This is a genomic window from Mycobacterium sp. URHB0021 (assembly GCF_054057895.1).
The window spans coordinates 5,805,474-5,818,089 of record NZ_JBSRZT010000002.1; the positions used below are offsets into that span (position 1 = coordinate 5,805,474).

The window sequence follows — 12,616 nt, forward strand, 5'->3', positions numbered from 1 at the left end:
CGCCTTGCCGGGGCGGTGTCATGCCGGTCACGCCACACTTTTCTCGCCACACCATGACCCCGCCGCGGATCCGGGCGCGCTGCCGCAGACCAAGAAGGTCGAGTCCGGGAGGGTCGTCTCCTCTGTCGGCGGGAACACGGGCGGCTCCGGCGGCAACAGCGGGAAGACGCGGGCGCCTGTCACGCCGGTCAAGAAGGCGATGATCTGCGCGGGGACGTTCGTCGCCACGTACAGGCCGTCGAAAAGGATCTGGACCGGCACAAGCAGGAAGCTCGGCAACCCCGCGGTGATGTCGTTTCCGAACGTGTAGACGTAGTAGGGCAGCGTGGCAAAGATTGTGCGCAGGCTCAGTGCCACCCCGGTGGCGAAATCGGGATAGCCGTTCCTGGCGATCGCGTCGTTGAGCGCCTGCTTCAGATCGACCGGATCGACATCGCTTCCGCCGAGTGTCATCAGGGGCACGCCGTCGGAGCCGGCCTTCGGTGTGCCACCGAACAGACTCACCACCGTGGGCGTGGTATCGACGATCTGGTACTGAAGGTTGATGTAGCCGTTCCCGAAATCCGGCCCGTCGGCGATGACGAAAGTCGATGTCTCGTCGGGTGATTGGAATCCATGGCCAAAGCCCTGCGCGGGCATGTGACCGTGGTCCGTTACCACGATCACCGTCCAGTCTTCGCCCGTAGCCTTCTCGCGCGCTGTCACCGCATCCATGATGTTGCCGAGATTCTCGTCGACGTTGCGAATGGCCTCGGCGTACTGCGGCGACGCACCACCGTACATGTGCCCGTTCTCATCGACCCCGACGAAGTAGGAGAAGAGGAAGTTCGGGGTCGGGCCGTTGATGCCCCTGATCGCCTCGACGGTTCTGTCGCCGACCTCGTCGTCGGTGTCCAACCAGTTGGTGTCACCCTCGATCTGCGGGATGAACACATTGCGGTCCACGGGGATCGAGCCTGCGCCGGCGATGGCGTTGATCACGTCCCAGTCAGCAACGGTCATGGTCTCGATGCTCCGATCGAGCGTCTCGAGCTGGTTGAAAACCGTCGACCACCGGTCGTACGTCCATGGGGTGAAGACGTTGTTGATCACGCCAGTTTTTTCGCCCCACTCACCGGTCAGGATGGCCGTCCACGACGGGTTGGAGATCGTGGTATGCCCGACGATGCTCGCCGCGGCGGTGGTGCCGGTGTCCATCAGTGCGAAGAAGTTGTCGTTCTCGTCGTCGGCCAGGATTCTGCTCAGGTGCGTGCCGTCCACGCCGATCACCAGCACGTGTTGTTGTGTCGGGCCCATGGGCGGATCAGGTTGCGGCGACGGGTCCACGAGCAAAGACGCGGTTTGTTGAAATGCCCGGTTCGCGCTCCGGGGCAGGAATATTCGCTCCAGCTCATCGCGCACCGCGGAGAGTAACGCCGCCAGAATCGGTAGCTGGGTCGGCGCACCCCAACCCGGGCCCAGCAGCGGCTGAAATACCGCAGCCGCCAGGTCCGAGACGAAACTGATCAGAGTCGTGGGCCGTGGCACCGGCGGCGCCGGTACCGTAGCCGTCGACGTGGTGGCGGTCGAGGTGAGTACGGCAGCCGAGGACTGCGCGGAGGAATACGTCACGGGGCGGTCGACATCGGGGGTGCGGCTGAATGTCCGTAACTGTTGCGCGCCAGATTGATTGGGCTGTGAGTCAGCCATGGCCACCGTCGCGTCGACGTCATCGGAGGTGTCTGGAACCGTGAAGGTGCGCGCGCTCGGTCTCGATACCTCCTGACCGGACAGATCGCGGTTCTTCGAAGCCTGGACCGGGTCGTCGTCCTGCTCACTGTCCTGAGCTACGGGTGGCGTGTCCTTCTCGGCCTCGCCGGGTTGAATGTCTTCGTCGACTGGTCCGCTGTCGTGTTCCTCGGCGCCATCGCCGTCCTCGGCGTCTTCGACAGCGTCAGTGGTGTCGTTGGACGGGGCGACGCTGTCCTCAGTTGGCCCATCCGTCGGGTCCGACGGCGACTCTGGATCCTGCGCTGAGGAGTCGGTGCCATCGGATGCACCGGTCGAAGTCGCATCACCACTCGCCGATGACGCATTCGGCGACGGAGGCGTCGAGGCGGACCCGGACGCGGACGTCGACGAGGACTTGCTCGACGACGAAGAGTGGCCCGTCGACGACGAGGACGCCGCCGAAGATTCGCCCGCTGACGACGTGCCGGTGGCAGACGACGAACCGCCGGTCGACGACCCCGATGGCTCGGCATACGCGATGCCCGGCGTCGTGGCGATGGCCACTCCCACGCCCAGGGTCACCGCCAATGCTCCGACGCGACCGATGTGCCTCGCATATCCCATGACGGTTTCCTCTTGATCGGGAGTGGCCGAGCGATCAGAAATGTCGCCGGCGGGGGCCGAGTGGGCGAGCGTCCGAGAGCAATCGCTGCCTCTGATGTAGTCGCATAGACCTCGTCACAACTTCGCGTGAATCTCGCTGCGCTGCAAATTACGCCCTTCATCCGCGTCGTTTGGAGATTTCACAGGATTGCTGGTCTACCACGTTGGCGATGGCCCGACTGCGACGATCCCCTAACGGTTCATGTTCCCTACGGTCACGAACGCTATCGACGATGCCAATCCCGCGATGCCGGTGGTTGGATCGGGCAAGCGGCCTACATCGACGGCCCGGAGGTTGCCACATGGGGTTGCTGGGGACTGCACACCTGATTTCACTGCTGATCGGGCTCGTCGCGGTTGCCGCGTTGGGTGGATTCGCCGCAGCAACGGTTGCGCAGAGGAGCAAGCGACGTGCGCGGGGACACTTCGTCGCGGGCCTCGTCTGCGGACTGCTGGTGGGCGTGGTCGTGCGCAGGAGGTACCGCGGCGTCAAGGCGTTCGCAAGCATGGCCCGGCGCGTCGAGCCTCCTCCACGGATCACCGCCGGGATGTCCGGCGGTGCACGTCGTGTGGCCGCTGGCGCGCTGGCGGTTGCGGTATCACATGCTCGGCGGGCCTTGTCGCCGCAATGGGTCCGCCAACTTCGCAGGTAGCCAAACGGGCGAATGGCTCAGATCAATGTGCTGATCCGCTCCTGCACTCCCAGCAGCGATTTGCCGAAAATTTCGTAGCCGACGGTGGCATTGAGTCCGGCATGCCGCGCGGCCGTGTTGGCGTCCCGCCAGTACTGCTGCATCCGGTTGGACTCCGCGAAGCTCCCCGCGCCATGCACGTTGACGAGGATGTTGAGCGCGGCCAGCACCTGCTGGACGGCATATCCGCATTGCGCGCGGATACGGGCGCTGCCATCGAAACCGAGTGCGGTGCCGTCGGCGACAGCGCCGTCGAGTTCATCGGCGGCCTGATAGCCATGCAGCCGCGCGGTCTGCAGCTTCAAGGCCGCCTCCGCTACCTGGATCTGCACACCGACGGAGTCGCTCTGCCGAGCGAAAAACGTGTGCTGCAGCGCTTTGGTCGGCGCCTTCTCGATCACCAGAGCAAGTGCGCCGCGACCCATTCCTAGGATCGGGCCAAGCAGGTTCAGCGCCCCCAGTGCCCCGAACGAGATTTCCACACCCTCGGTCACAGTGGTCAGCGACAAGATCCGGTGCTCCGGTATGAACAAATTCTCGGCCGCCCAGCTGTGGCTGCCGGTGCCGCGCATCCCGGCGGTCTGCCAGGTGTCCTCGATCCGCATCTCCGAGGCCGGCACCACACACAGGTACGGCGCGGCATGTCCCGAATCGTCCGTGAGCAGCACCCCGATCCCGGCCCAGTCCGCGTGCGGCGCGCCGGATGCGAACGGCCAACGGCCCGTCACCTGGATGCCACCGTCCACCCGATGACCATGAACCGGCGAGATTCCGCCCGCCAACCGTGCGTCGGCGCCCGCGCCGAACACTTCTTGTTGTAGACCTTCGGGTGCGCGACCGACGATCCACGCGGCGTCCGCGGCAATGGCAACAAGCCACGCCGCGGAGCCGTCGGCCTCGCCTAGCGCCTCGGTGACGGACAACCGGGTGCGTGCTCCGGCCGCGAAGCCGCCGAACCGCGTCGGAGCGCCAAGGCGGAACAATCCGGCATCCGTCATGGCGGCGATCACCTCATCCGCCGTCTGGCGGTTGTCCTCACCGAAGCCCGCGTGCTGGCGCAGCAGCGGTTGCAAGGAGATTGCGCGCTCGACCAGGGTCGTATCCACCACACTGTTTCGTTGGTCGAGCACCGTCATCGCTGTCTCCGTTCCTCGTGGTCGAACCTGCTGCTTGTCACGACGACTTTGACGGCGAATGTGGGTCAACCGACGTCCGTGAGCTGCATCACGATCTCCAGCGGGTCCCGGGTTTACCAGGCTGAGGTCCTGGGGACGACATACGCATGGCGAAGAGGCCGAGGCGGTGGACCGTCAAACGACATCTGTCGGCCGCCGACGAGCGCTTCGGACTGCGACTCGGCGCGGGTTTGGTCGTCACACCCGTCGCTGCGGTCGCGTTCGCGGTGCTCCTTGCGCTGGTCCGCGGCGGCTGGCCGCCGCTGCGCAATCTCGACGTCGGCACCGCGGAGGCGTTCAACCGGATCGGCACGGGTCACCCCGAACTCGTGAAGTCCGCCGAGATCGTCAGCGACGTCCTCGACCCGAACGTGTTCCGGGTCGTCCTCACGGTGATTGCGTTGGTGTACCTCATCCACGGCGAGCGGCACCATGCGACGTGGCTTGTGGTCACGGTTTTCGGTGGCGCCGCGCTCGGCTTCGCGTTGAAGGAGATCGTCGGCAGGGTCCGCCCGGTGCTTCGGGATCCGGTTTCTACCGCGCCCGGGCTGTCGTTTCCGTCGGGTCATGCGCTCGGGGCGTCGATCGGCTGCTGCCTGCTTCTGCTGATCATCCTCCGCTTCCTGCCGCGCGCCGGCCGGGTCGCCGCCGTCATTGCGGCCGTCTTGATCGTCAGCACCGTCGCGCTCGCGCGGGTGGTGCTCGGCGTCCATTTCGTCAGTGATGTCCTGGGCGGTATTACGCTCGGCATCGGTTGGGTGGCCTTGACGACATGGGCCTACGTCGCCTGGCGTCGCGAGACCGGACAGCCAGTCGAACGGCCGGCCGAGGTGGGCACCCCCGAGCGGCCCGCCGCCCTGCGCTGACCTGCCCATTTCGGCGTCTCACCGCAGGAGGGTCAATTGAGGGCGACGTGGGTATTCCACTGCATGTCCTCAGAGGGTTTCGGTGGCATCGTCCGGGATGTCCGATGGCTGCTCCTTCCGGCCGCTTGCCTTCTGGCTCTGATGGTGGCGCTGGGCTTCGTCCTCACCGACGTACTCCCGCCCACGGCGCTCGGGAAGTGGGACGCCGAAGTGCCCAAACGGCTCGTGGAATACCGTCAGCAAGAGGGCATTTCGGAGAGCAAGCTCATCACGACGCTGTCCGAGACGCCGACCATAATCACCTTCACCGCGCTCGCTGCGGCGGCGTTCCGCTGGAAGTTCGGCCGGTGGCGCGAGTCCCTGTTGGTCGTTTACGCGGTCGTCGGCGAGACGGCCGTATTCGTGGCGACGACACTGTGCATCGACCGCCCGCGGCCGAATGTCCAGCATCTGGACGACGCGCCGCCGACCTCGTCGTTCCCCTCGGGCCATACCGCCGCCGCGGTGTGCTTCTACGGCTCGATCGTCGCAATCATCCTCTGGCACACACGATATCGGTGGACCAAAGTGGTCGCTGTCGTCATCGGTGCGGCCGTGCCGCTGCTGATCGGCGGCAGCCGGGTGTACCGCGGCATGCACTACCCGACCGACGTGCTCGCCGGGATGCTGCTCGGCGGGATCTGGCTGGCCGTCGTCATCTTCTACGTCCGCACCCATGATGCCGGTGGCCGGCGGGACGCCGCGGTAGACGCCGATCGGCGGTTGGTAGGCCGGTGACGATGCGCGCGGCAGTTGTCGTCAACCGCGCCAAGGCGGACGTCGCACACCTCCGCGAGCAGGTGGAAAGGACGCTGGCCGCCGCGGGCTGGTCGACGTCGCTGTGGTTGGAGACAACGCCGGAGGATCCTGGCCCCGGAATGGCGCAGGCCGCGGTCGACGCGGATGTCCAACTCGTCCTGATCTGCGGTGGAGACGGAATGCTGCTGGCCTGCCTGCACGCCCTGGTCGGTTCGGGCCTACCGGTCGCGCTCATCCCGCTCGGCACCGGAAACCTGCTGGCGCGGAATCTGGGCGTGTCCACGAAACTCGATGAGGCACTGTCGGTGGCTGTCGATGGTGTGGATCGGCGGATCGACTGCGGTCGGGTCGACGGTCAGCCTTTCGCTGTCATGGCCGGCATCGGCTTCGATGCCGCGATGATGGCCGAAGCGACAGAAGGCATGAAACGATTCGCCGGGTGGTCGGCTTATGTGGCCGGTGGCCTCCGGCACCTGCGCGACCCGATGATGAGAGTGCGGCTGCGCATCGACGACGGCCCGCCCATCCGGCGGCGGGCCCGCACGGTGCTGATCGGCAACGTCGGGAGGCTGCAGGGCGGCGTTGAGCTGCTGCTCGACGCAAAGGCCGACGATGGCCTGCTCGATGTGGTGGTCGTGGCGCCTCGGACCTTCCGGGACTGGATCCTATTGGGGTGGAGGGTAATTCGCCGTCATCGCACACGACATCCGCATCTCGAACGCTTTCGCGGCCGGTCCGTCCTGGTCGATGCCGACCGCATCGCGCCCCGGCAGATGGACGGCGAGGTCATCGACGACGGGCGGAATCTCAACGCGTGTGTCGAGCCGGGCGCGTTGGTGATCCGCGCACCGCAGCGGGCGGCGACGGCGGCGTGATGGAGCAGGGAGGCTGCGATGGGCACCTCGCGCCGCGTACCTGAGACGGTCACCATCTCCGGTGACGAGCTCTCCGCAGACGACGCCGTCACGACCCTGCGGCGATACGGACGCTTGAGACTGGTCAAGAACTCGTTCATCCGCTTCAGGTACGCCGATGGCTTCACCAACGCGCGCGCCTTGGCGCTGCAGTTCTGCCTGTCGTTCATCCCGCTCGTCATTGCGGTGGTCGGACTTTCGAGCGCGCTGCATCAAGAGAAGGTCGCGCAGATCATCATTCAGACCCTTGGCGGCGTGCTACCGGGCAAGAACAGTGGCGACATGGTCGAGCAGGCTGCGCAGCGCACCCACGACCAGGGCGTGACCGGCGGCCAGCTCGCATTGTGGCTGGGTCTGCTCGCCGCGATCGTCGCGCTGACAACGGCGATGGGGCAGATCGAGAGGGGCGCCAACCGTATCTACGGCATCGAAAGAGACCGGCCGACCCTGCGGAAGTACGGTCAGGCACTGCTGATGGCGTTGACCGCCGGCTTGTTGTTGCAGCTCGGATTTCTCGTCATCATCGCCGGCGATGCACTCGGCGAGTCACTGGCCGCGGCGTACGGCTGGGGTCAGACCTTCGAGACAGTATGGACGATCGGCTGTTGGCCGGTCGGTGTCGTGCTGGCCTGGATGTCGTTCACCGTCATCCTCGAACACGCACCGTGTCGGTGTCAGCCGGGATTCTCCTGGCTGGCGTTCGGATCCGCTGTGTCGCTCGCGCTGTGGCTCCTGTTGACCGGACTGCTCGCGCTCTATGTGGTCAAGAGCGCATGCTTCGGCGGCACCTACGGACCGCTGACCGGCATCTTCGCCCTGCTGCTTTGGGCGAACCTGTCCTCGGTCGCGTTGTTTCTCGGCGTCGCATTCGCCGCTCAGCTCGAAGCCGTCCGTGCGGGTTCACCGGAGCCGATATCAGCCGATCCGCTGACGATGCGTCGGCCACCGTCAGGCGGTGAGCAGTCGGGGGCGGGTGAGGCTGTCCGCAGCGCTGCGCAGTGCGGCGAGGATGGTGTCGCGTTCGTCGGCGGACCCGGTGGGGTGGACGATCGAGACGCCGATGGCGAATGACGGTTCGCCCGAGGCGCCGGGGATGGGGATGGCCAGGCCCAGGACAGTCGGGTGGACTTCCCCTTCGTCGACGGCGTATCGCGTTCGCGGGCGCGTTCCAGCTTCTGCTGCAGTTCGGCCAGGGTGGAGGTGGATTTCTTGGTGATTCCAACGAGATTGGTTGTATCAGGCGACCACAGCGAGATCGCCCTCGATGGGATCGGTGCGCTGTCCAACCCGGTGCGTGCGCGGTGACAGCGCACGAGCCCGCCGTCGCGGGCAGTCTGTTCGATCTGTCAGGAAGGTTGGCACTGATCACCGGGTCGAGTAGGGGGATCGGACTGGCCATCGCCGCGGGTCTCGCCGGAGCCGGCGCCCAAGTCGTACTCAACGGCGTGGACGGGCCACGACTCGAGCGCACTCGCGACACTTTGGGTGAGCGGTTCGGCGCCGACACGGTACATACCGCACAGTTCGACGTCACCGACGCCGACCAGGTTCACTCCGCCGTCACCGACATCGAAAGCCGTATCGGGCCCATCGAAGTGCTGGTGAACAACGCCGGACTGCAGCACCGCGAACCGTTACTCGAAGTGAGCCTGGACAACTGGAACCGGGTGCTGCAGGTGGATCTGACCAGTGCGTTTCTCGTCGGTCGAGAAGTCGCACGGCACCAACTGGCCCGCGGCTCGGGCAAGATCATCAACATCTGTTCGGTACAGACCGATCTCGCCCGGCCGTCCATAGCCGCCTATACCGCTGCAAAGGGCGGGTTACGCAACCTCACCCGAGCGATGACAGCCGAATGGGCCGCGGGTGGATTGCAGATCAACGGCCTCGCACCCGGCTACATCCACACAGAGATGACGCAGGCGCTGGTGGATGACTCGGCGTTCAACAGTTGGATACTCGGCCGCACTCCCGCAGCCCGGTGGGGCACCGTCGACGACCTGGTGGGTCCGGCGATCTTCCTCGCGTCACCCGCGTCCTCGTTTATGAACGGCCAGGTGCTGTTCATTGACGGCGGCATGACTGCTGTTGTCTGACAACGCTATTCCCCGACAGGAACCGGCATGACCGACGCTTCAGCCCAACAGCCGTCCTGGTGATCATGGGTGTCGGGGGCTGCGGCGTCGCGGCGCGCCCGGCAGAGACCGTCCCGCCGGCTCGGGCTGCGCGCCGAACCGTTCTTCTCGGCGTTTGCCTTGCGGCAGTGCTGACAGTATCTGGACGACAGGGCCTCCCAGGTTGCGGTGAGCGGTGGTTCTTCATGACCGGGCACCGTCGCGCCCCGGTGACCACAACCCGATGCCCACAGCCGCGACGGCGACGATGCCGGCCAACACGTATAGCGACGAGTGCATGGCATTCAGGAACGCCGTTCGGCTGACGTCGGCGAGGTCGGCACCCTGCGGGCCAAGTCGGTGCGAAACCTCGATCGATTTGGCCAGCGAGTCCGACACGGGGCCGCGCAGCGGCTCGGGGAAGGACAAGAGTGTCGGCGTCAGGTTCCGTGCATACTGAGCGGCCAGCATCGACCCGGCGACGGCGAAGCCCAGTGCCGCTCCCAATTCGCGGGCGGTGTCGTTGACCGCGGACGCGACACCCTGCTTCTCGTCGGGCGTCGCACCCATGATCGCGGTGGTCGCCGGGGCGGTGCACAACCCGATTCCGGTGCTGAGCACCAGCAGCGGCCAGGCCAGTTCGACGTAGGACGAGTGCAGGCCGAGGCGCTGCAGACATAGGAAGCCGACCGCCATCGTCGACAAGCCGAGGAAAACCACGAGCCGCAGGCCAAGTTTCGGCAGATACCAGAACGAAACACCGGACAACAGGATCAACGCTACGACCAACGGCGTCAATGCCAACGCGGTCTGCAGGGGCGAGTAACCCAAGACCAGCTGGCAGTACTGCATGAGCAGGAAGAAGAATCCGAATGTGGCGAGGAAGAGCACCATGATCGTGGCCGCACCCGTGGTGAACTCGGCGTTGGCGAACAGCCGGACTTCGAGCAGCGGATGGCGCCGACGGCATTCGACCAAGCCGAACACCGCCGCCAGGCCGAGTCCGGCCGCGATGCCGCCGTAGACCACAGGATCGCTCCAGCCCCGGCTGGGCGCCTCGATCACGCCGAAGACGAAGACGAGGACCGAGGTTCCGATCAGGGCGGCGCCGAGCCAGTCCACCGGTGGCGCGTCGACGTCCCGGGACTCCGACACGGTGAGCGCGAGGACGAACAGCAGCGCGCCCCCGCCCGCCAGCGCCCAGAACAGCGACTGCCATGGCCCCAGCTTGAGCAGCAGACCGGATCCCAGCATTCCGAGCACCGCTCCCGAGCCGGCCACCCCCGCCCAGATCCCAACGGCTTTGGCGCGCTGCGCCTTCGGATATACCGCGGTCAACAGCGACAGAGTGGCAGGCATGACGAACGCTGCACCGACGCCCGCGACGGCGCGTGACGCGATGATCTCCAGTGGGGTGTGCAGGATTACCGGAATCAACGAGGCGACCGCGAAAATGCCCAAGCCGATCAGCAGTGCGCAGCGTCGGCCATAGCGGTCGCCGATCGCGCCGGCCGGCAGCAGCAGGCATGCGAGCACCAGGGTGTAACTGTCCACCACCCAGGTCAGCTGCGTCTGGGTGGCCGAGGTGGCGACGGCGATGTCGCCGAGCACGGTGTTCAACGCGACCATGGACGACATCACCAGCGCCACGCCCATGCATGCCACCGTCAAGGTCCATATCCGGCGCCTCCTCGGAGCAGTCGTCGCCGTGGATTCGACACTGCTCATGCCGAGACTGGGACTCCGCGCCGCCGCAGTGCTGAGTAAGACCTCATGCTCGGTCACCAGAACGGTGGTCTCGGGCAACGTGGCTTTCACCGGCGGCGATGCGTCGTCACTGATATCCGGTGCTGCGGGGGACATCGTTGGTGATTCCGACACGTCACTGTCTCCTCGGCTTGTGGGCGGTCGCGATGCGAGCAACATACGGCCGGAGGCCACGCCGGGACCTGAGTAAGCGACTACCTGACTTTGGCCAGGTGTTTACACACGGTTCGCGGATGAACGGAACAGTCCGAAAGCCGCGAAATGCTGGGTGTTGTTGCCGTCGCGCACTGCGGATTCGTCACTGCATGCGCGGCTATCCGGCGCATGTACATCACCGGAGAGCGGCAGCCCCCGTTGCCGACAATCGAGCGGCGGCCAAGGGATGGACACCCCACCTTTCGCGGCGAAGGATCGAGACAGCCGACGTGATCACCACATCGACGACCGAGGACCAGATGGTGGCCCGGTGACAGCGCGCGAGCTCAGGAGGCATCATGCCCACGACTGATCCGACGTTTTACCGCAGCCCGGGCCACGCAGTCGCGGCCGCCCCCGAGCGACTCGCCTATGTGGCCGCGTTCGATCCCACGAGCCGGCAGAAGGACGCGCTCGCCGTGGTTGACTGCGACCCTGACTCCACAACGTTCGGCGCCGTGGTCGGCTGGACCGAGCTACCGACGTCCGGTTCCGAGCTTCATCATTTCGGCTGGAGTGCATGCTCGAGCGCGCTCTGCCACCAGGGTCACGGCCGTCATGAGGCGCTGGAGCGGCGATATCTGCTCGTTCCGGGTCTGCGCTCGTCCACGACCTACGTCCTGGACACCAAGCCGGACCCACGCCATCCGGTGGTGACCCACACGATCGAGGCCGACGAACTGGCGGCGAAGGCCGGATACTCGCGCCCGCACACGGTGCACTGCGGACCCGACGGCATCTTCATGTCGGCGTTGGGAGGCGTCAACGGCGCTGACGGTCCCGGCGGCATCGCTCTGATCGACCACGACACGTTCGAGGTCATCGGACAGTGGGAGCACGACCGCGGAAAGCAATACCTGGCCTATGACGTCTGGTGGCACCTTGATTACGACACCGTGATCACATCGGAGTGGGCGACACCGTCGATGATCGAGAACGGGCTCGATCCCGCGGACTTGCTCGGACGCAAGTTCGGACATCACATCGACTTCTGGAGCATGTCCGAGCGGACGCTGACCCAGCGCGTCGACCTTGGCGACCAGCATCAGATGGTGCTGGAGTTGCGCCCGGCCCACGACCCGTCCAAAGCATGGGGTTTCGTCGACACAGTCATCAGCGCAGAAGACCTGTCGGCGTCGGTGTGGCTGTGGCACACCGATGGCGATCAGTGGTCCGTCGACGAGGTGATCACGATCCCGGCCGAGCCCGCCGACACCGACGACCTCCCGCCACTGTTCAAGCCCTTCGGCGCGGCACCCCCGCTGGTCACCGATATCGATCTGTCAGTAGATGATCACTGGTTGTACGTATCATGTTGGGGCACTGGTGAACTCAAGCAGTACGATGTCAGCGACCCCTTCCATCCGCGCGAAACGGCATCAGTTCGCCTCGGCGGGATAGTGCGTCGCGAACCCCACCCGTCGGCGCCCGATGCGCCGCTGGCCGGTGGACCGCAGATGGTGGAGATCAGCCGAGACGGTCGACGCGTTTACGTCACCAACTCTCTGTACTCGGCGTGGGACGATGCGGTCTACCCCGACGGTGTCGGGGCGTGGATGGCGAAGCTCGACGCCGACGTCGCTACTGGCGGTCTCGTTCCCGATAGCAAATTCTTCCTGCACGACAACGACTTTCGCGGTCTGCGCGTGCACCAGACCCGGCTCCAGGGCGGCGACGCGTCGAGCGACTCTTACTGCTACACCAGCTGACCGTCCACTGACG

The 12,616-nt window shown here is 65.8% G+C and carries 11 protein-coding genes; 8 read left to right on the plus strand and 3 right to left on the minus strand.

Going from position 1 to position 12,616, the window contains the following annotated elements; all coding sequences use genetic code 11:
* Positions 1–27 precede the first annotated feature (27 nt).
* Complete coding sequence (locus ACVWWN_RS31075) at positions 28–1,689, minus strand: alkaline phosphatase family protein (RefSeq protein WP_457147276.1); 1,662 nt, start codon at positions 1,687–1,689, stop codon at positions 28–30.
* A gap of 334 nt (positions 1,690–2,023) precedes the next feature.
* Here ACVWWN_RS31075 and ACVWWN_RS31080 point away from each other — a divergent pair, with 334 nt between their 5' ends.
* Together ACVWWN_RS31080 and ACVWWN_RS31085 are read left to right on the plus strand one after the other, a co-directional pair.
* Complete coding sequence (locus ACVWWN_RS31080; protein WP_457147277.1) at positions 2,024–2,350, plus strand: hypothetical protein; 327 nt, start codon at positions 2,024–2,026, stop codon at positions 2,348–2,350.
* Between the two features lie 325 nt (positions 2,351–2,675).
* Positions 2,676–3,026, plus strand: a complete 351-nt coding sequence (locus ACVWWN_RS31085; protein WP_457147278.1) for a hypothetical protein — start codon at positions 2,676–2,678, stop codon at positions 3,024–3,026.
* A 17-nt stretch (positions 3,027–3,043) separates the two neighbouring features.
* On the opposite strand, the gene ACVWWN_RS31090 is transcribed toward ACVWWN_RS31085, so the two are convergent.
* On the minus strand, positions 3,044–4,201 hold the full coding sequence (locus tag ACVWWN_RS31090; protein WP_457147279.1) for an acyl-CoA dehydrogenase family protein: 1,158 nt from the start codon (positions 4,199–4,201) through the stop codon (positions 3,044–3,046).
* Between the two features lie 146 nt (positions 4,202–4,347).
* Between ACVWWN_RS31090 and ACVWWN_RS31095 the strand changes: the two genes are divergently transcribed.
* The 5 genes from ACVWWN_RS31095 (at position 4,348) to ACVWWN_RS31115 (ending at position 8,914) form a co-directional block, all read left to right on the plus strand.
* A complete protein-coding gene (locus ACVWWN_RS31095; protein ID WP_457147280.1) occupies positions 4,348–5,106 on the plus strand; it encodes a phosphatase PAP2 family protein in 759 nt (252 codons plus the stop codon).
* A gap of 63 nt (positions 5,107–5,169) precedes the next feature.
* The gene (locus tag ACVWWN_RS31100; RefSeq protein ID WP_457147281.1) at positions 5,170–5,883 is read left to right on the plus strand and encodes a phosphatase PAP2 family protein; all 714 of its coding nucleotides are present in this window, start codon (positions 5,170–5,172) and stop codon (positions 5,881–5,883) included.
* 2 nt (positions 5,884–5,885) lie between these two features.
* A complete protein-coding gene (locus tag ACVWWN_RS31105) occupies positions 5,886–6,779 on the plus strand; it encodes a diacylglycerol/lipid kinase family protein (protein ID WP_457147282.1) in 894 nt (297 codons plus the stop codon).
* 18 nt (positions 6,780–6,797) lie between these two features.
* Positions 6,798–7,889 carry a YihY/virulence factor BrkB family protein gene (locus ACVWWN_RS31110; RefSeq protein ID WP_457147283.1) on the plus strand — a complete coding sequence of 364 codons (1,092 nt, stop codon included), beginning with the start codon at positions 6,798–6,800 and terminating at the stop codon, positions 7,887–7,889.
* Positions 7,890–8,119: 230 nt separating this feature from the next.
* Entirely contained in the window at positions 8,120–8,914 is a 795-nt protein-coding gene (locus ACVWWN_RS31115) for an SDR family oxidoreductase (RefSeq protein WP_457147284.1), read from the plus strand.
* A 222-nt stretch (positions 8,915–9,136) separates the two neighbouring features.
* Here the strand turns inward: ACVWWN_RS31115 and ACVWWN_RS31120 are convergent, their stop codons facing one another.
* Positions 9,137–10,660 carry an MFS transporter gene (locus tag ACVWWN_RS31120; RefSeq protein ID WP_457149347.1) on the minus strand — a complete coding sequence of 508 codons (1,524 nt, stop codon included), beginning with the start codon at positions 10,658–10,660 and terminating at the stop codon, positions 9,137–9,139.
* Between the two features lie 533 nt (positions 10,661–11,193).
* Between ACVWWN_RS31120 and ACVWWN_RS31125 the strand changes: the two genes are divergently transcribed.
* Complete coding sequence (locus ACVWWN_RS31125) at positions 11,194–12,603, plus strand: selenium-binding protein SBP56-related protein (protein ID WP_457147285.1); 1,410 nt, start codon at positions 11,194–11,196, stop codon at positions 12,601–12,603.
* Positions 12,604–12,616 lie beyond the last annotated feature (13 nt).

Coding starts and splice junctions, on each gene's coding strand:
- ACVWWN_RS31095 (WP_457147280.1), top strand. CDS start 4,348: ATGGCGAAGAGGCCGAGGCGGTGGACCGTCAAACGACATCTGTCGGCC.
- ACVWWN_RS31100 (WP_457147281.1), top strand. CDS start 5,170: ATGTCCTCAGAGGGTTTCGGTGGCATCGTCCGGGATGTCCGATGGCTG.
- ACVWWN_RS31090 (WP_457147279.1), bottom strand. CDS start 4,201: ATGACGGTGCTCGACCAACGAAACAGTGTGGTGGATACGACCCTGGTC.
- ACVWWN_RS31075 (WP_457147276.1), bottom strand. CDS start 1,689: ATGGCTGACTCACAGCCCAATCAATCTGGCGCGCAACAGTTACGGACA.
- ACVWWN_RS31105 (WP_457147282.1), top strand. CDS start 5,886: ATGCGCGCGGCAGTTGTCGTCAACCGCGCCAAGGCGGACGTCGCACAC.
- ACVWWN_RS31125 (WP_457147285.1), top strand. CDS start 11,194: ATGCCCACGACTGATCCGACGTTTTACCGCAGCCCGGGCCACGCAGTC.
- ACVWWN_RS31110 (WP_457147283.1), top strand. CDS start 6,798: ATGGGCACCTCGCGCCGCGTACCTGAGACGGTCACCATCTCCGGTGAC.
- ACVWWN_RS31120 (WP_457149347.1), bottom strand. CDS start 10,660: ATGAGCAGTGTCGAATCCACGGCGACGACTGCTCCGAGGAGGCGCCGG.
- ACVWWN_RS31085 (WP_457147278.1), top strand. CDS start 2,676: ATGGGGTTGCTGGGGACTGCACACCTGATTTCACTGCTGATCGGGCTC.